This window comes from Corynebacterium intestinale, from assembly GCF_023574125.1.
GTDB lineage: Bacteria > Actinomycetota > Actinomycetes > Mycobacteriales > Mycobacteriaceae > Corynebacterium > Corynebacterium hesseae.
This window is the reverse complement of sequence record NZ_JAMKFF010000002.1, coordinates 121,307-145,405: the sequence shown is the minus strand read 5'-3', so window position 1 is coordinate 145,405 and position 24,099 is coordinate 121,307. Positions and strand designations below refer to the sequence as shown.

The window sequence follows — 24,099 nt, the reverse complement described above, 5'->3', positions numbered from 1 at the left end:
CCTCGCTGCCAATTCGGGGGATACGGCAGCTTCACGTGTGCCCTTTCCAGCTTCCTCGCGGTTGGGTACTAAACTGTGAACAATGACTACGACACCCGGCCCCACCGAACCTGCAGCGCAGCTCAGCGCAGCAGAGACGCCGGCCGCGGCGTCGCCACAATCCAGCGCCCCGAAACCAGGACCGCGCCCTCACCCAGCTGAGAACAAGCAGAACAGCAAAGAAGATAGGGCGTCGGCCCGCGAAGCAGCCCTCGCTGCCTTCCCCTTTGTTGCGCTGACCATCCAGACCACTGGCATTCACCCCTCCACAGGTCGGTTGCTTACCGTGGATGCGCTGACACTCAACACCGCGGGTGAAACCGGCCAAGAGTTCCACGCCGTCCTCAACCCCGGCGAAGACCCTGGCCCCCGGCATCTTCACGGCTTGAGCGCTGAGGAAATCCAGGCGGGTCAGTCCTTTTCCATGTTGCTCAAGCCGCTGGATCGGCTCATCGATGGCCGCACGCTCATCGTTCACGATGCCCCCTATACCTGGGGTTTCATCGTCGCCGAAGCGCGCCGCGCGATGACTGCCGCCGCCCGCCAAAACCGTGCGCGCAACCGCAACCGCGGTAAAGGCCGGCGCCGTCGCTTCAAGGTGGGACACGTTCCCACCCCAGTAACCATCGTGGATACGCTTGCCACCGCTCGCCGCCAAAGCGTGTGGAGCACCGATATCCGCCTAGCGGCCGTCGCGCGGGATACCGGTCTTCCCGCGCCCGACCCCACCGCCAGCGTCGCCCGTGCGCACCGACCGGAAAAGGACACCTCCCGCGAGGCAACCCGTCTGCTCGTGGACCTCTACCGTGCGCAAGCCGCGGGCCCGCTCAGCAGCGCGGCACCGGATGAGCTGCGAGCTGATCGCTTTGGGCTACAGCGTTCCCACGTCCGCGTCGACGCTGCCGAAGCTCCCCGTCAGCACCACAACCCCGGCCCCTATGTGCCCGGCAAGGAACTCATCCGTGGCATGGAGATCGTCGTTGCCCCGGAGATCACCGAGGACCCCGACACCATCATCGCGGCGTTGGCCCGTGAGGAGCTGAACTACTCGGAGAAGCTCTCCCGCGAGACGTCCCTCGTGGTCTGCAACATCACCACCAACCTCGTGGGCAAGCCCATGCATGCTCACCGCAAGGACATCCCGCTGATGTCCGATGTTGCCTTCCTCGCGGCCCTTGAGCGTATCGAGGAACCGACCGAACCTGAGGAGCAATCCACCTCCGGCGCAACGAGCAATTCGGGTAAGCGCCACAGCAGTGGGCAGCCCAACCGCAATCGTTCCACGAACAAGAACCGCCGCCGCTCGCGCCGCAAGTCCTCCAACGCCCAGCACTCCCCTAAACAGGGACAAGGGCAGAAGAAACACCAGGGCTCCCCGGCCGACGGATCCGCAAGCGACAAGCCTGCTCAGTCGGACTCCAACTCGAACAACCGGAACAAGGGCGGCAACAAAGGGCGTCGGCGTCGCCGCCGCGGCGGACGCGGCCGTCGCAGCAATGGCAACCAGCAGAACCAGCAAAACTCGGGACACAACCGCTCCCACAACACCGATAGCTAGCATCCCCCGACTACTCTGGGGAGCATGAATTTTAACTTCCGAAGCGCGTTTTCTTCCGCGCGCACCGCGGTTGCAACCTCCGCCGCGGCGTTGGCCACCACCGCCTCGCGCGCCACGGGCCGCGGTGCGGGCGGCATGATCGGCGGGCTCATCGCTAACGCCATTGACCCCACTATCATGCAAAACCTGGCCAAGCAGCGCCCAGCCGTCTTGGTCACCGGAACCAACGGCAAGTCCACGACCACGCGGATGCTCGCCGCAGCCGTGCGCACTACGCACACCGTGGCCACCAACGATGGCGGCGACAACATGGATGCAGGAATCATCTCCGCGCTCTTAGCTGGCAAAGATGCAAGCCATCTTGTCTTAGAAGTAGACGAGCTCCATGTCCCCCACGTTGCGGATAACCTCAACCCCACAGCGCTCGTGCTGCTGAATCTCTCCCGCGACCAGCTGGATCGCGTCGGTGAGATCAACAAGATTGAGCGCGCCCTGCGCGGCGCCGTCGAGGCCCACCCGGACATGCTCGTCATCGCCAACTGTGATGACGTCCTCATGACCTCCGTGGCCTATGACGCAAAGAATGTCATTTGGGTGTCCGCGGGTGCCGGCTGGATGGGCGAATCCGTCACCTGTCCGCGCACCGGCGGCCACATTGTGCGTGACGGTGAGGACTGGCGCGCGGTCAAAGTGCTTGCCGACGGCCGCGAGTTCCGCCGCCCCACCCCCACCTGGGCGGTGACGGAGGAAGGCATTGTGAGCCCGGAGGGCGTCGACAAGCTCAAGCTTGCTCTACCGGGACGGGCCAACCGCGGTAACGCCGCCCAGGCCGTCGCTGCTGCCGTGGAGGCCTTCGGCGTGGACCGCCACAAGGCTATCGCCGCTGCCGAAGGCGTCAACGACGTGGCCGGACGCTACTCCACCATCACGCTGGGCAAGCGCGAGATCCGCCTGCTCTTGGCTAAGAATCCGGCCGGCTGGCAGGAGGCGCTGTCCATGGTGGACCGTGACGCCGATGGCTTGGTCATCGCCACTAACGGCCACGTGGCCGACGGTATTGATATGTCCTGGCTCTGGGACGTGCGCTTCGAGGATTTCGAAGGCATCCCTGTCAAGGCAGCCGGCGAGCGCGGCACGGATCTAGCCGTGCGTTTGGTCTACGCGGATATCTCGCACGAGCTCATTGCGGACCCGCTCACCGCTATTCAATCCTGTCCGGAAGGCCGCATCGAGGTTTTGGCCAACTACACCGCCTTCCGTGATCTGAAGAAGGCACTCACCGCCGCAGCAGCAAAGGAGCACTCGAATGACTAGCCTGCAGATTGGCCTCATCCTCCCGGACATCCTGGGCACCTACGGCGATGACGGCAACGCCCTAGTCCTGCGCCAGCGCGCCCGCATGCGCGGCCACGAGGCAGAGATCGTCCCCATCAAGCTGGGTGAGCCGGTGCCGGAATCCTTTGATGTCTACACCCTCGGCGGCGGCGAGGACACCGCGCAGATTCTCGCCGCGGAGCACCTCATCGCTGACGGTGGCCTCACCCGCGCTGCCTCCGCAGGTCGCCCGATTCTGGCAATTTGCGCGGGCCTGCAGGTACTCGGCGAATCCTTCCGTGCGTCCGGCCGCGTGGTGGATGGCGTGGGGCTTATCGACGCCACCACAGCCTCCATGGCCGAGCGCGCCATCGGCGAGGTAGCCACCGAACCCACCAAGGCCGGCATCACCGCTGAGCTCACCGAGCCACTCACCGGTTTTGAAAACCACATGGGTGCCACCATCCTGGGCCCTGCCGCCCAGCCGCTGGGAACGCTCACGCGCGGTACCGGTAACGCAGATACCGCCGCCATCCTGGACCTCTCCGACAAGGCCGTCCAGCGTGAAGCCGAGGGTGCGGTACAGGGCAGCGTCATCGCCACCTACATGCACGGCCCCGTCTTGGCGCGCAACCCGCAGCTGGCTGACCTTCTACTGGCCAAGGCCATGGGAGTCGCACTCAGCGAACTCGAGCCCTTGAACATCCCCGCCATTGATCAGCTGCGCACCGAGCGCTTTAGCGCCTCGGAGCCGCCGCGCTCGCAACGCTAGGGGCGCTCGGAGGCACCGCGCCGCTAGACCGTCAGGCGGCCGCTCAACGCACGCGAGAGCGTCAGCTCATCGACAAACTCAAGGTCGCCTCCCAGCGGCATGCCGGAAGCCAGGCGCGTGATCTTCAGTCCCGGGAAGTCTCGTAGCAAGCGCACGAGGTAAGCCGCAGTGGCCTCGCCTTCGGTGTTGGGATCGGTGGCGAGGATGACTTCGGTGATGTCCGGGGAGTCGTCGTACAGCGGCTCCTCGGGGGTGGAATCAGCAAGCTCTCGGTCCGGTAGTACGCCGCCGAGGCGCTGCAGCAGTTGAGTGATGTTGAGGTCTTTCGGGCCCACGTTCGCCAGCGGGTCGAGCGCGCCGCCCAGCACGTGGTAGCGGCCGTTATATTCGCCGGTGCGCTCGATGACCTGGATGTCCTTGGGTTCTTCCACCACGCAGATGGTGGAAGCATCGCGCTGCGAATTGATACAAATGCGGCAGACTTCCTCGCGCGAAATATTGCAGCAGATGCGGCAGAAAGTCACACCATCACGCACTGCCCCCAGCGCCTTCTGGAGGCGGTCGATCTCCTCCGGGTCTTGATGCAGAACGTGGAAGGCGATGCGTTGCGCTGACTTCGGGCCAATACCCGGCAGGCGCGAGAACTCATCGATGAGATCCTGCAGTGGTCCTTCAAACACGCAATGCTCCCCTCACTTAACAATCCCCACGACCTTGACGGCCGGAGACACAACAAAAGGCCGCGCCGCCCTCCGTGAAGAGAGCAACAACGGCCTTTAAGTCTAACGCGCGGCTTACTGGTTACCGCCGAAGACATCCTGGATGGACGGACCATCATAGTTTTGCTGGGACTGGCCCATCCCCTGGGACAGCGGGCCAATCTTCTCCTGTGCCAGGCGGCCAGCTGCGGCGTGAGCCTCCTTGAAGGCACCGACGATGAGGTCCTGGAGGGTATCGATGTCCTCCGGGTCCACCACGGACTTATCAATGGAGATGCTCTGCAGCTCAGCGCCACCGGTCATGGTGACCTTCACCAGGCCATTGCCTGCGCTGCCCTCGACGGTGGCGGCCAGGATTTCCTTCTGTGCCTTTTCTAGTTCAGCCTGGACGCGAGCGGCCTGCGCCAGGATCTCGTTCATGTCATTTGCCTGCTGCATCGGATCGTTCTCAGTCATGCTAAAAGTCCTTTCGTGCGGTTATTTTCACTACGCGCCAAGTGTACAGATGCCGCGCTACAGTCGCCGCGCTCCCAACTCCTGCGCGAGGAGCTCCATGGCGACCTCCGTGGCGTTGCGGTGGTCCATCTCTCCGGCGCTCTGCGCGGCCTCCATCATCTCGCGTTCCTCATCCGCGCGGGTGTACTCCGGCTGCGGTGCGGGCGCATGCTGGGGCGCTGACTGCTGCGACGAAACAGACGCGTGGCCTGCGCTTTCCGAAGCCCCATTCGCCCCCGCCGGCGGGCCGTACTCCTCCGGTGGGGCCTCGAACTCGCCTTCGTCCGGGCCCGGCTCCGGCGGCAGCGGAACGCCGTTGCCGAACTTGGGAACCTTGGAAAACTCTTCATCGCGTTGGGCTGCGACCTGGGTCGCCTGCGCGATGCGTGATCGCCATTGGCTGCCACGGGCCTCCCTCTTTGGGGGCACCGCCGCCCCGCGCGGGGCGGCCTCCGACCGCTGTGGTTCTGCCGGCGGGCGCGAGTCTGCCTTCTCGCGCACACCGTGCTGGGGCTGGGGTTGCTCCTTCGTCGTTTCAGACGACGGAGCCTGCTGCCCGATTTGGCGCGGCGCGCCCCATGGATCATCGCTGGCGTTGTTGGGTTCCTTCGCTGCCGGACTCTCTGCCTCCTCGTCGGGCTCGGCGGCCTCACGTTGCGGTTGGTTGGGATTCCACTGGGTGCGCTGGGTGGGCTCTGGCACCGTGAAACCGTGCGCCTTCGGGTCGGTACCGATAACACACGTGACCTTCAGTTCTCGGCTGAGCTCTTCCTTGAGGACAGTCACGATGACCTCATTGGTGCCTGGTGAATTGATGCGTTCAGCCAACGCGCCCGTGGTGTGTCCAAGGACGAGAGTCTCATCCCGCACGCCGAGGACACGGGCTTCGGCGAGCATGATTTCAGCGACCTTATTACGCCGCCCAATCGTGGCGCGCAGATCAGACCATCGCCCGCGAATCTCCGCGGCGAGGTCCTGGGGCTGCTCAGGCTCAGGTTGCTGTTCCTGTTGTTCAGGCTGTTCCGATGGCTGCGGCTGTTCCGGCTGCTCCTGCTGCGGCTCAGGCTGCACTTCCGGTTGTGCAGGACGCTCCGGCGCCTGAGTCTGCGAGGCCTCGGGGGCTGAAGGTTGCTGCTCCTGAGCCTCCTGTTGCTGCGGCGCCTGTTGCTGCGCCTCTTGAGGCTGGGCTGGTTCTTGGGGCCGCTCGGCCTGCTGTGGTTGCTGTTGCTGGGCCTCCTGCTTCGCCGCCTGACGGCTGCGACGCTGCGCGATGATAGCCGCGGCGGCGGCAGCGGGATCCTGCGCGCTAGCGACCGCAGATGGCTGGCGCTGCGCAGGCGCGGAGCCCTGCACAGCGGGTGCGGAAGGCTGTGCCCCCGCACCTTGCGGCAAGGAACTGGGTACCTGACCGGCAGCTGCCGCAGCGGGGGCGGAGCCAACGATCAAGTGGGCACAGAGGATTTCTAGAAGTAGGCGCGGGGACGTTGCACCCCGCAGGGAGGACACGCGCTCGTTGACGGTTTCCGCCAAGTAGGCCAGCTGCGGTCCGGAGAAACGCTGCGCTTGGGCGGTAAGGACTTCCCCGCGATCAGTCGGCGCCGAGACCAGACCTTCCTCCAATGCTGAGGGCACGGCTTGCAGGATCATCAGATCCCGCAAGCGATCCAACAGGTCGATGGCAAAGCGGCGAGGTTCGTGGCCGGCTTCAATGACATCGTCGACAAGCCGGAAAAGCCCCGCCTTGTCCTGGTTAGCCAGGGCATCCACCGTGTTATCCAGCAACCCCACGTCCGTAACACCCAGAAGCGGGCGGGCTACCTCGTAGGTCAAGCCATCGGGCCCGGCACCCGCCAACAGCTGGTCCAGGATGGACAACGTATCACGCGGCGAACCCCCGCCTGCCTGGATGACCATGGGGTACACGGTGTCATCCACGTGGACGTTCTCCGAGGCCACGGTGCGCTCCAGCAGCCCCTTCATCGCCGGCGGGGTCAACAGGCGGAAGGGATAGTGGTGGGTACGCGAGCGGATGGTGCCGATGATCTTCTCCGGCTCCGTCGTGGCGAAGATGAAGATGACGTGCTCCGGCGGCTCCTCGACAACCTTGAGCAAGGCATTCGCACCGGAGGCAGAAATCATGTGGGCCTCATCGATGATGAAGATGCGGTAGCGCGACTCCGCCGGCGCGTAGTAGGCGCGGTCACGCAACTCGCGCATATCCTCCACACCGTTGTGGGAGGCGGCGTCGAGCTCCGTGACATCGAGGTTGCCCGGGCCACCCGGGGCCAGCGAGACACACGAATCGCACACGCCGCACGGCGTTGAGGTTGGCCCCTGCTCACAATTCAGCGAGCGGGCCATGATGCGCGCCGACGACGTCTTTCCGCAGCCACGCGGGCCGGAAAAGAGGTACGCATGGTTAATGCGCCCTGCGTCGAGGGCGGCGGATAAAGGCGTGGTGACCTGTTCTTGGCCTACCACTTCCGCGAAGGTTGCTGGACGATATTTCCGGTAAAGAGCCACGGTTAGTCAGTGTAGCGTCTCAACCCGACACGTCACTCTGAGCGCTTCCAATCCAGCAGATCGATGCCTTGTTCAGCCACCGCTTGTTGCAGCGCCGGCACGCCTTCCTCAACGGCGTAGGCATACTCGGCATCGCTTAGCATGAGCAATTGGCACACCAGCGTCAGGCGCTCCTTTTCCGCCAGCTGCGGGGCCTGTCCGCCCCACAGGTATGGGGCGATGAGCATGCCATGGCGCACGCTGAAATGAGCGAAGCGCTCGTCATCCTCCGCAAAAAGCTTGGGCAAGAGCAAGCCCGGCTGCGCGGGCAGCAGCCCTGCGGCTTGTTTAAGCAATGCCGCTGCCGCGCTCACCGCGGCAGCAACCTCCGGTTGGCCGGTGCGTGCAACGGTGAGCAGTTCGCAGCGCACATCGATCCCCTGCTCGGCATGCGCCAGCCCGGTATCGACATCGGCGAAGCCACACGTGACCGCGAGGGACTGCTCACCCTCCAGCGAGGCTAAGCCCAAGCGCTGCCCCTCGACATTTCTGAACTCGAGGTCAGCCGGGATGATCTGGTCGAGCCAGTAGGCCGTCTCGTCGGAGTTGATTGCCTTATGCCCCCAGCTTCTCTACTGCGGCGAGCAGCACGCAGGTGGCCACGCCATCCATTGCTGCCTCGACTTCTTCCTGCGGCGGCAGGGACGGTGCCAAGCGAATGTTGTGGTCCTTGGCGTCCTCGCCGTATGGGTACGCCGAACCAGCCTGGGTCAGGAGAATGCCGGCGTCACGGGCCAGCTCCCACACGCGGGTGGCGGTGCCCTCCATCACGTTGAGGGAGATGAAGTAGCCGCCCTTGGGGTGGGTCCAGTCCGCAATCTCATGGTGGGTGAGGTTCTTATCCAGGATGCGAAGAACCGCCTCGAACTTCGGCGCCAGCAGCGCAGCGTGGCGGCGCATAACCGCGCGCACGCCTTCGGCGGAACCGAAGAACTCGTAGTGCGCAAGCTGGTTGATCTTGTTCGGGCCAATGCCGCGGATACCGGCGTGCTCCAGGTACCACTCGAGGTTGTCTTCGGAGGAACCGAAGAAGCTCACTCCGGAGCCAGCGAAGGTGATCTTCGACGACGAGGACATAGCCCAGAAGCGGTCCGGGTTTCCTTCCTGTTCCGCAATCTCCAGAATCGGCAGAACCTCCGGGAAGTCCTCGGTCAGCGTGTGCACGGCATAAGCGTTGTCCCACACGATGCGGAAGTCCGGTGCGCCGGTCTCCATCGCAGCGAGGCGGCGGGTCTTCTCTTCCGAAATGACGGCACCCGTGGGGTTGGAGAACATCGGCACAACCCACATGCCCTTAACCTGCGGGTCCTTGGCCAGCTCCTCGACTGCTTCGATGTCCGGGCCATCGTCTTCCATCGGCACCGAAATCAGCTCGAAACCGAAGGATTCCGTGATGGCGAAGTGGCGGTCATAACCCGGGGTGGGGCAGATCCACTTGATGGTCTCTTCCTTGGACCACGGCTTCTCAGAGCTGTTAGTGCCAAAGGTGTAGGCCCACAGGATGAGGTCATACATGATGTTCAGGGAGGAAGAGTCCGCTGCGACGAGGAGCTCTGGGTCCATGTTGGTGAGCTTGCCCCACAGATCGCGCAGCTCCTTGATGCCCTTCTGGTTGCCGTAGTTGCGCAGGTCATTGCCGGCAGCGTCGGTGTAGTGACCACGGCCCGGCAGGACGAGCAGGTCATTAGACAGATCCAGCTGGGCCTTGGACGGCTTACCGCGGGTCAAGTCAAGATCCAACCCCTCAGCCTTGAGGGCCTCGTAGTCCTTGCGCACCTGCGCGGCAAGCTCATCAAGCTCGGACTTTTCAAGATTAAGAAGAGACATCCGTCTTCCTTCCGGGACGTAGTGCGGGCATATGGCAACCATACTAACGCCCCGTCACATCCCCCGTGTGAAGGCATACATACAAAAAGGGGACCCCGCGCACCCGCCAGAGCCTCCTGACCCTTGCTGCATTCCTGCCCTGGGGGAGTTCAGAGGATGGACGCCACGCGGAATCCTGCGGTCTAGCCTAGCGCGCCTTGCTTGTCGACGCCAAACCGCTCCCCCGCCACCCAACTCCCCACTCCTCTTCCAAGCGCACTCCCCACCTCAAGCCACTAAATTCTTAAGTTTTTGGCCCTGACCTGGCGATTTTGCTTCATTAGGGGGCTCATGTAATGTTTTCCAGCGGAGGATTCGACTAGCGGCCTATGTCACACGCCTGGAACGCGTGCGGGAGTCACATCCCTCAGGGGTTCAAATCCCCTATCCTCCGCCATTGGGAAGTCCCCTGGATGTCTTCATCTGGGGGACTTCTTCTTTACCTGCTGTAACAGCCGCATCATTGACGGCACGCGAGTGTCTAGGGCGCAACTGCGCCACGCTCGTCCTTGTCTGGTGTTGGCAAGAAGGCAGTCGCACTCGTGCCTAAGAAGACGAGGACAAAGAGCACCCATAGCCCTGGGGGAAGGTAAGGCAGCAGCGCCCCCGGGTTCGCCGAGACTGCGACATGGACGGCGACCGTGTACCAGATGCCCACTAGGAGCGCTGTCAGCATGGCAACACAGTATGGAAAGAGGATTGCCCAGAACTCTGCTCGCTGGATCGCGCCTTGGGTACGGCCCAGAAGACGCAGTGGTGAGAAGAACGCATGCAAATTGGCCCGCTTGCCCATCACAGAGACCGCGAGGACCAGGCAGATCGCCAGCAGAGTGTAGGCCGCGGTGGGGACGAAGCCGGCGGTTCCGTCGCCGTGGGGCCCGTACATGATCTGGCTATCCATATCCACATGCCGTACCCAATCCTGCGCGGACTCCACCCGGAGATGATCCGGTGCGCTAGCCGATTCTGCGACCACGGGAAGCCCCCATTCCGGTTTGACCGGAGACTCGCTAGAAATACCGGAGAACGGCACCATGAAGTCTGGGTAGAAGGGGCTGTGAGCTTTCACCGGCGCCGCGGGCGAGAGTAGCTGCCCTATCACGTGGTCATTCGATCCGGCCAGAGAATAGTCAGACGCCTTCTCCATCGGTACGGAGGTCTCCCCCGCGGATTCGAAGTCCGAAGGCTGCCAGTAGACCACCCCACGGCAGTCGTCGCCGATCTCCTCACATACACCGTCTGCTTCCTGCGCTTCCAGTAGGCGAAAATCTTGGCCAACGACGACTGGGACCGTTTGGAAATTCTGGGAGCCTACGTAATTTGCCGCCCATAACGAGGTCTGTGCACCTGTGAAGCCTGCCAGCGGAATGGCTACGAGCGCGGTAGCAAGCCCCACCCTCGAGGTCGTCCCGACGGTTTCGGAGGAGCGGATACCTAGCGCGGGTGCCGACCATCCGCTCACTTTTTTGATCGCTGCAGCTGCCCAGCGAGCTAGCGCTCGGGCGAAGGTGCCGGCAAGTGTGACAGCGAGGAACGGCAAGGTGAAGACGAATATCAACACGACAGGCCCTGGCGGAGTCGTCACCATGCACCAGATACCCGCGGCAATGTTGACCACTGCGAGAACTAGGCCAACCAGCCCCACCAAGGATTTGGACTTACCTACTGTCGCTGCTCCCCGATCCCCGGTTTTGGCCAGCACCTTGTCGACGTTGAGAATCCCCACACCGAGGAGGTACAGGGGGACTAAGACCAACAGTGACGACCAGGCAACGTCAATGGGCGAGCCCCAGTGATCTGGCAGCTGCTTGTTGAGCCCTAGCAGAATCACCTTGAAAAGCGGCGTCGCTAACAACCGTCCCAACACGACCGCCGAAGCACTTGCCAGAAGCGCCAGGCACGCCCCTTGCAGGAGCAGGTGCCTGGTGAAAAACGCCCTGCCTATGCCGAGAATCCGCAGCGCTTGCACGGTATTTCGGTGGTCAGCGATAAAATTCTGATGTGCCAACCGGACCCCGGCGAATGTCGGGATGATCGCAATCAGGCTCATATTCGTCACGCCGGCCTTGAAGTCGCTGCTTCCGCCAGTCGAGAATGCGACGTAAAGGATGGTGCCGACGAGCGTGCCTATTACTACCGCAGCCAGTACGATTCCCCCGATGAAGGGGCGCGCCGTCACCGACAGCTCTCTCCGGTAGGCGGCGGTGGGAGTCATGGTCTTCATGAGCTATACCCCCATCTGCAGCAGCGTTTTTGCCTGCCCGTCGAAAAGCTCACGGTGGGAGCAATAGACCACTATCGCTCCCTGCTTCGCCGACTGGCGCAATAAGTCCTCGACCACGGTGACATTCGCTCCATCAAGCGCGCTGACGGGCTCATCCATGAGCACCAAGTCCGGTTGGGAAGCTAGTGCCTGGGCCACCGCAACGCGCTGGCGTTGACCCCCGGATAGCTCCGCCGGCAGGGCTTCTGCGAAAGGCTGCATGCCCAACGTGCCAAGCAGCTCTTCCCTACCCCTGGGCGTCGAGGCCCCGTCCGGCGACGTGAACTGCCAGCTCGAGGTTCTCCCGACAGCTGAGGCTAGGCAGGAGGGTCGGTGCCTGTGGTGCGTACCCGACGTGCGTGGCCCGCCACGAGGTTAGCTTCTTGGCCGCACCTTTTCCGAACCGTTTACCGTCGATGGTTACCCTGCCTTCACTAGGTGAGCGCATCACTAGGTGAGCGCAGACCGGCTAACAGATCCAAAACCGTGGATTTACCGCTTCCCGATGGGCCCCGGACTTCGTAGATACCAGGCCGTGACAACGACAGCGCGGCATCCCGCAAAATATATGGCCCATATTTCGAATATCGAAAAGAGATTTTATTCCAAACTATTGCAACCATCACAATTCCTATCTTGTTAGAGGTCATACGCTACCCGAGCACCAAAACACTATCGGCAATTGCACGAACACGCTTATCGTGAGTGACAATTACCCAAGTACGGGTGCTGCGATATTCACGTAGCGTTGTCAAAAAGCGTTCGACAATTTCATCGTTTAAACCGGCCGTGAATTCTCAGAAGCCAATTTCTGCGAAGCAGCAAACTGATTTCACCACGTATAGAACTCCAGAATGTTTCCGTCTGGATCCGAAATGTAGGCGGAATAAGAACCCCATGGCATTTTCTTGGGTGAGGCAGAAGCCTCGCGATAGGAATCTGGAAGTTGACCCCAATACTCGTCGACGTCCTCGACAGAGAATTGGATTACTGCTCCGCCGGGGGTTGCCGGACTAGTGTTAGTGGCTGAAGCAAAAACTGAAGAATCGAATACGCCAATTACGCTGCCATCAAACGACACTTCAAAATATCCTTCTTCAGCAGACAATGGCTTTGCTTCGGAGTTTGGAAGTTGATGGTAGAACTCCCATGAGGCTTCGATATTGCGGGTCAAGATGGTCAAATGATCGAATCGCATGATTGGCATAACCTTTCTCGCTGGGCCAAAGATTAGCTGCGATTATTCCAAATGCCCTTTGCCCGTGTGCGGTATTAGAAATCGAGGCTATTGGATTCTTCATGCGGTGACGTGGAGCCCTCAAGCAAAGGAACCAAAGCAAAGGCACCATTTGCGGGGCCTAGGATGAAAAACCCCAGGTGATTGCATGCGGATCTTTGCATAAGGTGTCAGTACTTTGGTTCCTTTGCGGCTGGGGGGCACTCGAGCTGGGCACCTCATCGAACGCCCATGGTCAACCGCCCCTAATCGAACTCGGGGGCCGCGAAACCGTCGTCCTTGAGCCACTCCACGTGCGGCGGGGTGTTCATTCCCCATTCCGTGCGGGCGAGCAGGAAAGCCTCTTTCACCTCGTCCTCGCCATAGCCGCCATCGCGCAAGAACTGACGGAAGCCGCGGGGGCCAGGTTCTTTGATCCACAACCAGACGTAGTCTTCCAGGGTGTGGTCGCCCAAGATGGCTTCCATGCCTTCTGGCAGAAGCTCACGCCCGGCGCGCACGCGCTCCTCCAAGTCAGCGTCGAAGAAGTCGTAGAGGTAATCCAGGCCGTCTTCCAGCTGGGCGTACTCATAGGCGTCCATTGATTCGCTCCTCTCGCCCTCATTCTTAGTCACGGATCAGCACTCCCCCTCAACTGTGTTTCTTTGCGCCGAGGGACATCCGGTCGACGTCGGCAAGCACTTCGTCCACAATCATCGGGTTGAATTCCCTATCGCGGCGCAGGCGCAGCAGCTCTTGTTGGGCGCCGGCGAGGGCTGTTCGCCGTGCCGCGAGGGCCACCTCACGGGCCTCGATGGCCATGCGCAGACGAGTTGTAGCGTCCTCACCGTCCTCGTCCTCACCGAGGCGGTCCTCAAACCATTGGGCGATATTTGCCGCAGTGTCGGGGTCCAGTTCCTCATACTTCGCGCGCATCGCAGCGATACCGGCTTTACGCGCGCGGGAGGTAATGGTCGCGCGCATCTTATCCGTGGCTGCCTGCGAATACGTAGTGAGGTCGAGCTGACGCATAAGCCACGGCAGCAACAGGCCGGGAATCACCATGGTCATGAGCAGCACCACGAGGGCGATAACGGTCAACTCGTTGTAGAAGCTCAAACCACTCGGAACAGACAGAACCAGCGCAAGAGTCACCAAACCGCGCATGCCAGACCACGTCATAAGCAGCACTTCTTGCAGGCGCAGCGGCGCCAGGCGTGGCTTCCCGCGGCGCCTATTAATGCGGTAGAAGGCGTACATCCACACCAAGCGCACGAGGAAGGCAACAACAGACAGGATGACGCCGATGATGACCGCGTGCCAGAGGTCCGAGCCCGCGGCGTCGATGGCACTGAACACGGTCAAGCCAATGAGGCCGAAGGCCACACCCGTGAAAAGCAGCTCGACGGTCTCCCAGAATGACTGGCCGGAGAGGCGGTCCTCCGCTTGAATCGGTGCGCGGGAGTGCAGTTCCACCGCGGCAATCACCACCGCGATGACACCGGAGGCGCCGAGCTCCTCCGCAGCGATATACACGGCAAAAGGAATCACCCACGTCAAGGCGTTGCGAGCGACAACCTCGTGAACCGCGCCGACGAACCACGAAGACACGCGCCCCACGACGAGCCCGAGGATGGCGGCTACAGCCGCGGAGTAGAGGAAACGCGTCACCGCTTCCCCGGCGTGCATCTCACCCGAACTCGTCACGGCTTCCAGGGCGAGGTGGAAGGCCACAATAGACGCGGCATCATTAAACAGGCCTTCGATCTGCAGCACGGAAATGATGCGCCGTGGGATACCGGCAGGTTCTGCCACAGCCTCGACGGCCACCGGATCCGGCGGGGCAATCGCGGCGCCGATAAGGATGGCTGCAGCTAGCCCCAAGCCCGGCATGAATGCGCGAGCGGTGAATCCCACCGCAAGGGTCGTAGCCACCACAAGCAGCACGGACAGAGCCAGGATGGTCATCCACTGCTCACGAATAACACCCCACGATGTTCTCCTTGCCAGCGCCCACAGCAATGGCGGCAAGAAGATCGGAAGAATGAGGTCGGCGGGTACGGCGAACTCGAATGTGCCATTCGAAAAAGTGGCGTATACCGAAACCGCCACCGCCGTGAGGATGGTCAGAAGCGCTGGCCAGGGAAGCCCGAGCTTGTCCCCCACCGCCATGACAATAACGGTCAACAGCATCAGGCCAATAAGGACAAATAAAACTTCCATACGCGCTTCTTTCCCCGTTTAAGTTTTTCTGTTCTCAGACTACCGTTGTGCAGACGGCGAGGGAGAGCAGTTACACAGCGCCATCCCAGACGAAGGCCTCCCGCGATAGCTTCTCCGGCTGAAACTGTTGGCACAGCTCCTGTACGGAAGAAGCCTCATACCCTAAGGATTGGGCCAAGAGCTTGACGACGTCCCCCGCATCCCTACCGTGCCCCTCAATCAGCTGACGCAGGGTCACCGCCCCATCGCGCTTGGACAAACGCACGCCCTCAGCGTTGAGCACGAGCGGCACGTGAACGAACTCCGGCTCCGGATAGCCCAGCTTGTGCGCCAAGTATGCCTGACGCGGGGCAGAAGACAGGAGATCATCGCCGCGCACGATCTGATCGACGCCTTGGAAGGCATCGTCGACAACAACCGCCAGGTTATAGGCCCAGTCCATGCCCTGGTTCGGATCCGCCGGGGGCTGGCCGCCGCGGCGCAGGATGAAGTCATCCACCTCCCCGGTGTACTCGCCGGCGAGGTCGTCGTGGATGGTGAAGGAGGAAGCGTCGGCACGCAGGCGTATGGCTGGCACGCGGTTTTGGGCGGCGAGTTCGGCGCGTTTGGCGGCCCGCTGATCGTCGCTAAGCTCGCGGCACGTCCCCGGGTACTGCCCAGGGATAGCATGCGGCGCGCGGGAGGCTTCCTGGATGTCCTTGCGCGAGCAATAGCACTCGTAGGTAGGAAGCTGCGCCAAGGCCTCCTCATAAGCCGCGTAGCGATCCTGCTGGTAGATGACTTCCCCGTCCCAGTCCAGGCCGAGCGCGGCGAGGTCCTCCAGCTGGCGCTGCGCCGCCTCCCGCGAGGAGCGCTGCGTGTCAATGTCCTCCACGCGTACAAGGAAGCGGCGCCCGCTACTCCGGGCGTAGAGCCAGGCCAGCAACGCCGTGCGCAGGTTACCCAGGTGAAGATCGCCGGACGGGCTCGGGGCGTAGCGTCCGGCGGGGCTAAGAGAATCCATGGCCACCAGTCTACGAGGAGCCCCGCGCGCACCGGAGTCCTCTACTAGACTCTCCCCCATGGCTTCTGATGCGACGTATCCCCTGCTTGATTCTGCCGACGCCGAAAAAATGCTCGCCTATGCGCGCGCCCAGGCTCCCGGGCTTTCTCTTCCCACCGATGAGTCCGCCCACATTGATGAGCAGATTAGCCGAGTACTCGCAGATGATACTTTCCTAGGCAGCCTGGAAGATGCCGTTCCCGCCGCCCTCTATTTGGAGGCCCGGGAGACCCTCCGCGTGGCCGCCGGCACCATCAAGAACGTCGACGATTCCTTCACCATTGCCGCACTCGGCGCGCTGACCGGACAGCCATCGCTGGTGGCCGCAGGCTATACCCGCGTCGCCCGCGCATGGATGGATCACAACGACACCGAGGAAGCAGAGAAGTTCGCCGCCAAGGCAGCCGCGGCTGGCGATGACACGGCGTTGAATGAGATTGCCGCCGCCCGCATCGCAGCAAGCCACAAGGACTTCTCCGAGTCCGCCCCCGCCAGCGTGGATGCTTCAGCCGACGCCAATAGCCCATCCTCGAGCTTCGGCAACAACGTCTCGCTGGCTGAGCTCCAAGAGCGCCTCGAATCCGCCAAGAGCGGCGAAGCGAAAACACACGCTGCTGAATTCGTGGCTATCAACGACGCCGTGACCGCAGGAGAATTCGACGGCGCAGGGTCCACGATGGGTGACATCCTCCGCACCATCCTCGAATCCGCCGTGGGCGCGCTGTGGGCATCAGGCTCTGCCGCCGACTGCGAGCGCGTTGCTGCGCATTCCTTCACCATCCTGTCCAACGCGCGCGCGGATGAGGAATACCAGCAGCTCCCGGCACCGATGCTGGCCCGCTTTTACAGCGATGCTGCACAGCACTCCGCTGCGGATATGGAGCAACGCGTGGCCTGCTTCGCCGCTGCTGCCCGCGAGTATCAGCGCTACGGAGACCTCGACGGCGAGCTCCGTTCGATCCTCAAGACCGTGACCCTCGACGTGCAACACCGCGCCCCTGAGGAAGCCTATGACATCCTGGCCTCACGCTACGTGGATTCGCTCAAGCTCAAGAGCCTTCCCGTGTCCGCTAAGTGGACCGTCCTGTACTCCGAGAGCCTGCGCTCGCAGGCGCAGGACATGTATAAATCCACCCAGGTTCTGCTCGACTTCTTAGAGCGCCATCCCGCCTCCGAAGCCACGACGCCCTCTGAGCACAACGCCATGGCGGAAGTTGCTGAGCTTCTGGGTGATCGCTACACCTCCGCCGACGCGGCCGAGCCTGCGCGCAAGATGTACCACTTTGCGTTCAACCTCTTTGACGCAGCCGGCAATTCCCGCGCGCTCGAGGAACTACGCAAGAAGGCCTAGGCCCCGCGATGCACGAGGCCTAGCCTAGTCACGCTTGGCCACCGAACCACTGCCGGTTCGCCGGCAGCCACAGCAGCACAATGACCACCGCCGAAGCGATCGACGCGGGCATGACCGAACTTACCGGGATGAGCAGCACCACGATGGCGCTGATAACGGTCAACGCAATTCGAGCGGACTGTTGTGCATGCAGCACATAGGTGGTGAGAGCACACACCAAGAGAACCAGTACGGCAAGTAACACGCCCAGCTCAGTGGAAAGCTGGTCCGTGCGGGTTACCGCCGCCGGACTGTTCTCAAAGGCAATGAGCCGGCAGATGTTGTAGACGGTGTAGCTCGTGATGAAGACCTCCAGCACCGCTGCGATCTTCAACGGCCACGGGGCCCATTGCGCCTTCATATCGGCCGCGCGGCGGGCCTGGCGGACGGTGTCGCTGACCTGCCCATAGCGATAGTCCGGCGCGGGTGCGGCAGGCGAGCCTGGCTGTGGGGTTCCTGGGGACTGCGGGTTGCCGAAGGTCATGACACATCCTCAGCAAAGACGCTGCGTTGACTCAGCAACCAGCGGATGGGATCCAGAACGCGATAGGGCGCAATACCGCTGCGGGCTAGCTGGCGGCCCGTCGGGGCCTCACCCAACGCGGAGGTCACGAAGAAACTACCGCCACTCGGCGCTGCCGAATAGATCTTGTTGATGAGGTCGTTGGCACCCAAGAAGCGCAACAGCGATTCGGCTTCGAGGTGAACCATCCAGCGGTCCGAATCGCGGAAATTCCACCCGGTATCCCGGCGGAAGGCGGAGCCGCGGTTGGCCATGAGCTTCTTCCAGCGCACGTCATCAACTTGTTCCAGCTTCTGCACCGTGTCGAACTTCGAGATTGTCACGGCCAGCGGCGGCGGAGTATCCGTGTCGAGCAACGCCAGCAGGTTATCCAGCACCCTCAGGGAATCCGCACCGAGCTCACCAATATTGGGGATCAGCCCGTGGATAAAGTCTTGAATCTGCTGCACGCGCAGCGGGTCAAAGAGGAAGATCACCAAATCCGCGTGGGAGAAGAACGCAAGATTCTCGCGGTCGGCTTCGTTCTCCGGCGGGTTCTCCAAATCCTCGCCCGCAACGTCGCGGAAGACCAGGTAATTCATTCGCTCAAAGCCCTGTTCATCGGGCCACTTGCCGAGCTCAAAAATCAGCGGATCGCGCTGGTAGGCGTCGGTAGCCACCGCGCTCGGCGTGGGGTCCATGGCCCGCATCTCCTCAAAGAGCGGCTTTTCATATACCTCCGCGTAGCGCTCCCGGGTGGATTCATCCGCCGCTTGCACGGAGCGGTTGTGTTTGTGCGCCAGCTGCTTGAGCTGCTTAATCATCACCGCGGTATACAGCGACTTACCGGAGTTACGCGCGCCCGCCATGGCAACGCAATGCGTCACGGCGTCGGTCCATCCCTGCGGCAACTCCCGGTTGGTGTACGGGCTCACCGTCACACCATCCTCGAGCGGTTTAAAGGTCCACGGGCAACGTGCCTGGGTCATTAGTTCCTCTCCTTCAGCATGGCGGTGACGCGGTCAGTCAATTCCGAAAGCTCAGTGTTGGCTCCGGATTCGAGCTGCTTGACGACGTCCCCGTCGATCACCGCATAGGCCACATGAGCCGGAGTCCCGTTGATGCGCGCGAGCTCGAGCTCCTGGCGGCCGATGGCGCTGGTGATGAGTACAACGGTGGGCACCTGGGTCTCCAGCATGGAGGCCACGGGAGAATCGGTGACGTAGATGACCAGCGAGGACGTGGAGGTGAGAGTCGGCAAGCGCCACGGCCGCTGGCCTACGCGCTCCGCTCCACTATCAATCACACCCGCGATGAAACGGGTGAGCTCATCCACCTTATGGGTCTCGATGCTGTCCTGCCCGTCAGTGGCGCGGAAGTGCCGGAAGGCATCCGAGAGCGCATCGATGTACTTAGCGGCCGCTTCAATGATCTTCGGAGTGACGTTGACCTGCATGGAGGCAGAGCCATCGATGACCACGGTGACTTCATCGAGGCCAGCGACATCCAGCTCCGCGCGGCGCATCTTGGAACGCACCTCGCGGGCGGAATCTGTAATTCCGGCGCCCTCGGTCGTGCCGAATGCTTCCAAGAGGTAGCTCCCAGATTCCGGGGTGACCTCGGCGAGGCGTTCGGCGGAGTCCTCGGCGGCGTCGATAAGCACGCGCGGGAACGTCACCGAATCACCGGCGTTGCTTACCGTCAGGCGCACCTCGCTGCGCAGGCCAAAGGTCCCATTCCGCTTGGGGCGTACGACGATGGTGGCGCGCTCAGGCAGGGAGTGCACCATGATGGAGAGGTCGTGGACGCGCACGGCATCAACGCCTTCTCCCATAATCGCCAGCTCCATCGAGGCGCCGCCAGTTCCCATCTCGAAGGCTTCAACGCGCAGGATGCCGTCTGAGCCGATGCGGCGGGACTCTCCGTCCCGCAGTGTGTATTTAGCCATGACGTTTCTTCCCTTCTCTTACCTTCCGTGGAATCCCATGTTTCGACCGTGTTCGCCTAGTCCTCCGTGAACTGCTCCACGGTGCTGCCACGCTGTATGCTGCGCAAAATGCGATGGGGCGGGTTGCTGCTGCGCGCGCGCCGAGCGCTCCGCGAGCAACTGTGTCGTGCGGTCCAGCACCATGGCGACGCGCCCCGTGGCATAGCGCTCGCAATGCTCCGGCACGAATGTTCCTGCAAAATGCATAGCGGTGAGGTGCGCGATGTGCTCGAGCTCGCGGTCCTCCCAGAGCCGCAGCGCATCCTCTGCCAGGAGGTTGAAGTCCCGCGGGAAATAGAACACCCAAGAGGCAACGATTGCGGACATCAGTAACTTGTCCAGCCCCTCACCCAACGAGTTTCTGTCGAGGTAAGCCAACTGGATGGCGCGTCCGCGGTTGGTATCAAGGTGCTCGATCCACCAGCGCGGATCGAATTCCTTGAGCCTATGCCATTCCTCGGCGCTGAGCCCGGGAACGCTAGCGTTGCCGCCCGACGACACTGCCGGCTGCGGATGTGCTTCTTCAGCTGCTGGTGCGGCTTCTGCACTTGGCGACGGCGCCGTTTCTACTGTCGTGGCGAAAGGGTTCTCCTGCGACGTACTCGGCGCGGGGGTATCGAGGGGATTCGGCGGAATACCCGCAGGGCCATGACCCGGGGCCGCAAAAGGCGAGGCGTCTGGGATAGGCGCTCCAAAATCAGCTGGGTCTTCGCCCCAGGAGTCGTCGAAGCTGAGTGCTGCACTCTTCTCAGGCTTGCTGGCTGTTGCAGCGCTCTCTTCCGGTTCCTGTGCTGCACCCGTGCGCTGCTCGGCCTGCTCGTGCTGCGACTCCGGGGCCACGGCCTCAGTTTCTTCCGCAGCACGTGCTTCGTACGCGCTGACATCGGGCAGGGCCTCATCAAGTGCAAACACGACTGGATTGCCGGGGATCGCGGTTTCCTTAAGACGCTGCTTCTCGCTAGGCGGTACCACGAGCATGGTGGACGTACTCAGCGGAAACTCGTTGATGGCGGCGGCCTTCTCAAAAGTGGAGAACCCGAAACCATCTTCACTCACCTCGCGGGCGGTGGCGGCGATCCACAGCGCCGCCTGATTATCAGGCGCCACGAGAATCACCAGGCCATTGCGGGAATTCAAAACCGTCGCCATGGCGGTGACCAACGCACGATTGAAGGTGGGGTTGGGGTTCGGGGTTACCGCCTTAAACGGTGCGGGCAGCTTTTCTGGGCGACGGAATTCGCCATCCAGAAACTCCTCCAGCAACACATCCGAGTGCAGCGGACCGCGCGCCGAGATCTTTTCCGGAATCTGGACTTTGTCCACCTCGTAGATGGAAAAAGGCGCTGGGATATCGGGAGAAAACAGGACCGTCGCCGGCGCTGGCGGAGTGCCCGTGCGCGAAATGGACGTGTAGGTGAAGACGTTTCCGCCGCGGCCTGTCGCATCTAGGCCTGCGGGGACGGAGACCATAGTGACCCACTTTTCCGCCTCAGGAGTGAGAGCAAAAACCGCTGTGCGGCGGACCAGCTCCGCGCGCTGCTGGGCGGAAGGGAAATCCGGTATCGTCGTGCCGTTGTTGAGCGAAGTCGGCACGAAGGACACCAGCTCAGCCAGCTCCTCCTGGGTAATATCGCCGGCCTTCTGGCCCACTCCCCAACCACCGGCACGGCCATTGGCGCGGGAAAAAGATGCATAGCTAAAGGCACCGCCCATAACTACTGGCCTCCTTGGAAGTACTGGTCTTGAGAATAATCCTGGCCATAGTTGTGCTGGTCATAAGCGTTGGGCTCATATCCTTGTTGGCCGTACTGCGGGTCATAGTTGGGAGCTTGGTTCTGCACGGGTGGGGGCAGCATCAATTTGTAAGACACATCGCCTTCCACCACCACGGCTTTATCCAATGCACTCAACGTGGAGGAGGCATCGCTGTAGCTCTCCGAGAAACTACTAAAGACGTCCTCACCGCCGAAGCTGTCGAAAGAGGTATCAACCTGGCTATCAAAGCCTTCGACGGCGAACAGACGGATGAATCCCCTACGTTGAATTCGCTCGCCTACTGACACCGTGAAATCTGGGTACTGCCCGCGCATCGGGCCCAGTCCTTGAGCCACGTGTGTGGTGCTCTGCAGGTTGGTCTCCACAATGCCGAGTGCCTCGCCGTCTTCGGGGAAGAGCGGCAGGCGGTCAGCACGGTAGACCACCTGGCAGGAGAACTGGCGCTTGTCGCCGTTGCCCAAGCTCCAGAGGAACACCCCGATCTGGCCCTGAGCGTAATCAACCTCAAAGTCATAGGTTACTGGGCGCAGGCCTTCGTACTGAATCACGCGTTCATCGCCCTCAGTGCGTTTGCCCGCGAAGACTGCATAAGGCTTCAGGCGCACGGTATCGCCGTGCTGATCGAGGTGCAGGCGGATTCCTCCTTGAAGGTCGTAATCCTCCTCGCGGATCTGATCGTGCTCGCGATTAGTGGAGTACTCCACTGCCGTCGCGCCCTTCGGCCAATCAAATGTAATGAGCTGGCTGTCCACGCGCTCGATGAGACGGAACTGGTCATCCTCAATGGACTGCACGCGCTGCAGCACTTTGGATTCGCCCACCCAGGCATCCGCGTCGTTAAAGTTCACCGGGGTGATGTAGACCTCGTACCAATCCGGCGGCCACGGCACCGTGGTGGTTTGGAAAGAGCCCGGTTCAGACACTCCACGGGTCTCACTGATGGCGCTCGATAGCGCACTTTCGACGTACGTCTTTGGCACCGCGGACGTGCGAAGGTCCGCCTGCGGGGCGTTGGGTGTCAGATAGATCTTTACCTCGCCGGTCTTGGGCGAGTACCAATCAACTTCGATGCTGTCTTGTCCGTATTCGCTGCGGCGCTCACAGCGTGAGAGCTCCAGCTTCTCCAGCTCGCTGGCAAGTTTCACGGAGCGTTGGACGGCGACTTCGTCCTGGCTCTGCTCGGTAGCGCCGTGGAACTCCGCTTGGCCTAGCAACGAGATGACGACGGTCTGCCCGGCTTCCTGCACCGGAATGGTGGCCTTGCGCCCACTGCTATCCACGTCTTGTTCGAAGCGCGGGGAGAGCTTTTCCTTCTCGCTGTCCCGGCAGGCATAAACCATGGCGCTCGAGTGCCCCGGTAACAGGTCCCAGGACACCTGGATGGCTCCCTTGATGGTGGATACCTGGACGTTCACCGGTGGGAAGACCACACCCGTGTCTCCCATGAATACCGGTTGGCTATTGATGAGCTCGCGAAGATCCCGGCCCTTGTACGCCCACACCGCGTAGTGGCGCAGACCTGCCTCGCCCGGGGTGTGATCACGGTAGGCAGTTCCTTTTGTGTAAACGAGGGTGTCACCGGCATCCGGGGAGGCCACCATTTCTGAATCATCGGCGACTACCCGGTAGAACACCACCTCTTCCGGCGAGTGCTCAAGCTCAGGCCACCACAGGCGCACCGGATGGCGAAGGTCGGTATCCTCCGGCTCCGGTTCTGGTTCGATGCCATAGCCAAAGTCCTCGTGAGAATCCTGCGCCAGCGCGTCCTCTTGCGGCACCTCAACCTCAAATTCGATGCCGGGAGCTTCCCAGTTCGGGTCTTGGCGGAACTGATACTCCGCCTTAATCCCAAAGCCCGGGATAGTGATGTAGTCCTCTTCGTTGACCTGGGTCTTCTGCTCTTCCTCGGCCTGCAGTGCCTCCCACTCGGCAAAGAAATCATGCGGCTGTGCCGCTGGCTGTGCCGGTTCTGGTTGAGGCGCGGAGCCTGCCTGCGCCACGCCACCTGCTGCGGTACTAGCTGCAGCGGCACGTTGTGCCTGTTCCCGCTGGCGGGCTTGTTCTTCGGCTCGCGCTGCTTTTTCCTGTGCCGCACGTTCCTGCGCTGCCTTTTCCTGTGCCGCGCGTTCTTGCGCGGCACGTTCCTGCGCGGCACGTTCTTCCTGGGCCACTGCGGCGTTGCGCGCCTGTGCGCTCAGCTCTGGGTGGGCCACCTCTTCGCCGTTATACGCGGCGGCAATCTGTTCGGCGAACTGCCTAAACGGCGCCGATACGGCCGCGCGCACATCATCGGCGTTCACGCGCTTGAGCTGGTGCAGGGACTTAAGCTCGCTCAGCGGCATATCCGTGATCGAAGGTTTCGGGTTGTGTGTCAT

General features: G+C 62.1%; 20 protein-coding genes, 1 tRNA gene, 1 other RNA gene and 1 pseudogene. 5 read left to right on the top strand and 18 right to left on the bottom strand.

Annotation, left to right across the window (positions count from 1 at the left end; genetic code table 11):
- Positions 1 to 82 precede the first annotated feature (82 nt).
- The 3 genes and pseudogenes from M5J06_RS03675 to M5J06_RS03665 all read left to right on the top strand — a co-directional run.
- Positions 83 to 1,249: pseudogene (locus M5J06_RS03675) on the top strand (DNA polymerase III subunit epsilon); the annotation flags it as partial.
- A 372-nt stretch (positions 1,250 to 1,621) separates the two neighbouring features.
- Positions 1,622 to 2,911, top strand: coding sequence for a Mur ligase family protein (locus tag M5J06_RS03670; RefSeq protein ID WP_070533804.1), 1,290 nt, complete (start codon positions 1,622 to 1,624; stop codon positions 2,909 to 2,911).
- The gene (locus tag M5J06_RS03665; protein WP_070624627.1) at positions 2,904 to 3,683 is read left to right on the top strand and encodes a type 1 glutamine amidotransferase; all 780 of its coding nucleotides are present in this window, start codon (positions 2,904 to 2,906) and stop codon (positions 3,681 to 3,683) included. The genes M5J06_RS03670 and M5J06_RS03665 overlap by 8 nt, the downstream gene beginning before the upstream one ends.
- A gap of 23 nt (positions 3,684 to 3,706) precedes the next feature.
- On the opposite strand, the gene recR is transcribed toward M5J06_RS03665, so the two are convergent.
- The 6 genes from recR to ffs all read right to left on the bottom strand — a co-directional run bounded on the left by recR (position 3,707) and on the right by ffs (position 9,466).
- Positions 3,707 to 4,363 (bottom strand): recombination mediator RecR, encoded by a 657-nt coding sequence (gene recR, locus M5J06_RS03660; protein ID WP_070624628.1) that lies wholly within the window; start codon positions 4,361 to 4,363, stop codon positions 3,707 to 3,709.
- Positions 4,364 to 4,477: 114 nt separating this feature from the next.
- Positions 4,478 to 4,858: a YbaB/EbfC family nucleoid-associated protein gene (locus tag M5J06_RS03655; protein ID WP_070524027.1), complete on the bottom strand. Its 381-nt coding sequence runs from the start codon at positions 4,856 to 4,858 to the stop codon at positions 4,478 to 4,480.
- Positions 4,859 to 4,915: 57 nt separating this feature from the next.
- On the bottom strand, positions 4,916 to 7,420 hold the full coding sequence (locus tag M5J06_RS03650; RefSeq protein ID WP_070533809.1) for a DNA polymerase III subunit gamma and tau: 2,505 nt from the start codon (positions 7,418 to 7,420) through the stop codon (positions 4,916 to 4,918).
- A gap of 32 nt (positions 7,421 to 7,452) precedes the next feature.
- Positions 7,453 to 7,929 (bottom strand): suppressor of fused domain protein, encoded by a 477-nt coding sequence (locus M5J06_RS03645; protein WP_250223999.1) that lies wholly within the window; start codon positions 7,927 to 7,929, stop codon positions 7,453 to 7,455.
- Between the two features lie 85 nt (positions 7,930 to 8,014).
- Complete coding sequence (locus M5J06_RS03640; protein ID WP_250223998.1) at positions 8,015 to 9,286, bottom strand: aspartate aminotransferase type Ic; 1,272 nt, start codon at positions 9,284 to 9,286, stop codon at positions 8,015 to 8,017.
- A gap of 81 nt (positions 9,287 to 9,367) precedes the next feature.
- Positions 9,368 to 9,466, bottom strand: an RNA gene (ffs, locus tag M5J06_RS03635) — signal recognition particle sRNA small type.
- A gap of 167 nt (positions 9,467 to 9,633) precedes the next feature.
- Here ffs and M5J06_RS03630 point away from each other — a divergent pair.
- A tRNA-Ser gene (locus tag M5J06_RS03630) sits at positions 9,634 to 9,722 on the top strand.
- 84 nt (positions 9,723 to 9,806) lie between these two features.
- Here the strand turns inward: M5J06_RS03630 and M5J06_RS03625 are convergent.
- The 7 genes from M5J06_RS03625 to gluQRS form a co-directional block, all read right to left on the bottom strand.
- On the bottom strand, positions 9,807 to 11,549 hold the full coding sequence (locus M5J06_RS03625; protein ID WP_250223997.1) for an FtsX-like permease family protein: 1,743 nt from the start codon (positions 11,547 to 11,549) through the stop codon (positions 9,807 to 9,809).
- A gap of 3 nt (positions 11,550 to 11,552) precedes the next feature.
- Positions 11,553 to 11,810 carry an ABC transporter ATP-binding protein gene (locus M5J06_RS12350; RefSeq protein ID WP_437177582.1) on the bottom strand — a complete coding sequence of 86 codons (258 nt, stop codon included), beginning with the start codon at positions 11,808 to 11,810 and terminating at the stop codon, positions 11,553 to 11,555.
- 212 nt (positions 11,811 to 12,022) lie between these two features.
- Complete coding sequence (locus tag M5J06_RS12440) at positions 12,023 to 12,211, bottom strand: ATP-binding cassette domain-containing protein (RefSeq protein ID WP_367615190.1); 189 nt, start codon at positions 12,209 to 12,211, stop codon at positions 12,023 to 12,025.
- A gap of 209 nt (positions 12,212 to 12,420) precedes the next feature.
- On the bottom strand, positions 12,421 to 12,786 hold the full coding sequence (locus M5J06_RS03615) for a VOC family protein (RefSeq protein ID WP_070524538.1): 366 nt from the start codon (positions 12,784 to 12,786) through the stop codon (positions 12,421 to 12,423).
- Between the two features lie 284 nt (positions 12,787 to 13,070).
- Positions 13,071 to 13,406 (bottom strand): hypothetical protein, encoded by a 336-nt coding sequence (locus M5J06_RS03610; protein WP_070562439.1) that lies wholly within the window; start codon positions 13,404 to 13,406, stop codon positions 13,071 to 13,073.
- A 49-nt stretch (positions 13,407 to 13,455) separates the two neighbouring features.
- Positions 13,456 to 15,027 (bottom strand): cation:proton antiporter, encoded by a 1,572-nt coding sequence (locus tag M5J06_RS03605; RefSeq protein WP_250223996.1) that lies wholly within the window; start codon positions 15,025 to 15,027, stop codon positions 13,456 to 13,458.
- A 70-nt stretch (positions 15,028 to 15,097) separates the two neighbouring features.
- Positions 15,098 to 16,030: a tRNA glutamyl-Q(34) synthetase GluQRS gene (gene gluQRS / locus M5J06_RS03600; protein ID WP_250223995.1), complete on the bottom strand. Its 933-nt coding sequence runs from the start codon at positions 16,028 to 16,030 to the stop codon at positions 15,098 to 15,100.
- Positions 16,031 to 16,088: 58 nt separating this feature from the next.
- Here gluQRS and M5J06_RS03595 point away from each other — a divergent pair, with 58 nt between their 5' ends.
- Entirely contained in the window at positions 16,089 to 17,420 is a 1,332-nt protein-coding gene (locus M5J06_RS03595) for a hypothetical protein (RefSeq protein WP_250223994.1), read from the top strand.
- Between the two features lie 28 nt (positions 17,421 to 17,448).
- Here M5J06_RS03595 and M5J06_RS03590 read toward each other — a convergent pair whose 3' ends face one another.
- From M5J06_RS03590 to M5J06_RS03570, 5 genes are read right to left on the bottom strand one after another with little or no spacing between them, the layout of a single operon-like run.
- Positions 17,449 to 17,943 (bottom strand): hypothetical protein, encoded by a 495-nt coding sequence (locus M5J06_RS03590; protein ID WP_250223993.1) that lies wholly within the window; start codon positions 17,941 to 17,943, stop codon positions 17,449 to 17,451.
- Positions 17,940 to 18,950: a TRAFAC clade GTPase domain-containing protein gene (locus tag M5J06_RS03585; protein ID WP_250223992.1), complete on the bottom strand. Its 1,011-nt coding sequence runs from the start codon at positions 18,948 to 18,950 to the stop codon at positions 17,940 to 17,942. Before M5J06_RS03585 ends, M5J06_RS03590 begins: the two co-directional genes overlap by 4 nt.
- Entirely contained in the window at positions 18,950 to 19,909 is a 960-nt protein-coding gene (locus M5J06_RS03580; protein ID WP_250223991.1) for a hypothetical protein, read from the bottom strand. The genes M5J06_RS03585 and M5J06_RS03580 overlap by 1 nt, the downstream gene beginning before the upstream one ends.
- An 18-nt stretch (positions 19,910 to 19,927) precedes the next feature.
- Complete coding sequence (locus tag M5J06_RS03575) at positions 19,928 to 21,661, bottom strand: GAP1-N2 domain-containing protein (protein WP_250223990.1); 1,734 nt, start codon at positions 21,659 to 21,661, stop codon at positions 19,928 to 19,930.
- Between the two features lie 2 nt (positions 21,662 to 21,663).
- Entirely contained in the window at positions 21,664 to 24,099 is a 2,436-nt protein-coding gene (locus tag M5J06_RS03570; protein ID WP_250223989.1) for a SaeA-related protein, read from the bottom strand.

Excerpts from the sequence above, each read along its gene's own strand:
- M5J06_RS03670 (WP_070533804.1), top strand. The coding sequence starts at position 1,622 with ATGAATTTTAACTTCCGAAGCGCGTTTTCTTCCGCGCGCACCGCGGTT.
- M5J06_RS03595 (WP_250223994.1), top strand. The coding sequence starts at position 16,089 with ATGGCTTCTGATGCGACGTATCCCCTGCTTGATTCTGCCGACGCCGAA.
- gluQRS (WP_250223995.1), bottom strand. The coding sequence starts at position 16,030 with ATGGATTCTCTTAGCCCCGCCGGACGCTACGCCCCGAGCCCGTCCGGC.
- M5J06_RS03585 (WP_250223992.1), bottom strand. The coding sequence starts at position 18,950 with ATGACCCAGGCACGTTGCCCGTGGACCTTTAAACCGCTCGAGGATGGT.
- M5J06_RS12350 (WP_437177582.1), bottom strand. The coding sequence starts at position 11,810 with ATGCAGCCTTTCGCAGAAGCCCTGCCGGCGGAGCTATCCGGGGGTCAA.
- M5J06_RS03625 (WP_250223997.1), bottom strand. The coding sequence starts at position 11,549 with ATGAAGACCATGACTCCCACCGCCGCCTACCGGAGAGAGCTGTCGGTG.
- M5J06_RS03590 (WP_250223993.1), bottom strand. The coding sequence starts at position 17,943 with ATGACCTTCGGCAACCCGCAGTCCCCAGGAACCCCACAGCCAGGCTCG.
- M5J06_RS03665 (WP_070624627.1), top strand. The coding sequence starts at position 2,904 with ATGACTAGCCTGCAGATTGGCCTCATCCTCCCGGACATCCTGGGCACC.
- M5J06_RS03605 (WP_250223996.1), bottom strand. The coding sequence starts at position 15,027 with ATGGAAGTTTTATTTGTCCTTATTGGCCTGATGCTGTTGACCGTTATT.
- M5J06_RS03655 (WP_070524027.1), bottom strand. The coding sequence starts at position 4,858 with ATGACTGAGAACGATCCGATGCAGCAGGCAAATGACATGAACGAGATC.
- M5J06_RS03580 (WP_250223991.1), bottom strand. The coding sequence starts at position 19,909 with ATGGCTAAATACACACTGCGGGACGGAGAGTCCCGCCGCATCGGCTCA.
- M5J06_RS12440 (WP_367615190.1), bottom strand. The coding sequence starts at position 12,211 with ATGGTTGCAATAGTTTGGAATAAAATCTCTTTTCGATATTCGAAATAT.
- M5J06_RS03570 (WP_250223989.1), bottom strand. The coding sequence starts at position 24,099 with ATGACACACAACCCGAAACCTTCGATCACGGATATGCCGCTGAGCGAG.
- M5J06_RS03610 (WP_070562439.1), bottom strand. The coding sequence starts at position 13,406 with ATGGACGCCTATGAGTACGCCCAGCTGGAAGACGGCCTGGATTACCTC.
- M5J06_RS03615 (WP_070524538.1), bottom strand. The coding sequence starts at position 12,786 with ATGCGATTCGATCATTTGACCATCTTGACCCGCAATATCGAAGCCTCA.
- M5J06_RS03575 (WP_250223990.1), bottom strand. The coding sequence starts at position 21,661 with ATGGGCGGTGCCTTTAGCTATGCATCTTTTTCCCGCGCCAATGGCCGT.
- M5J06_RS03640 (WP_250223998.1), bottom strand. The coding sequence starts at position 9,286 with ATGTCTCTTCTTAATCTTGAAAAGTCCGAGCTTGATGAGCTTGCCGCG.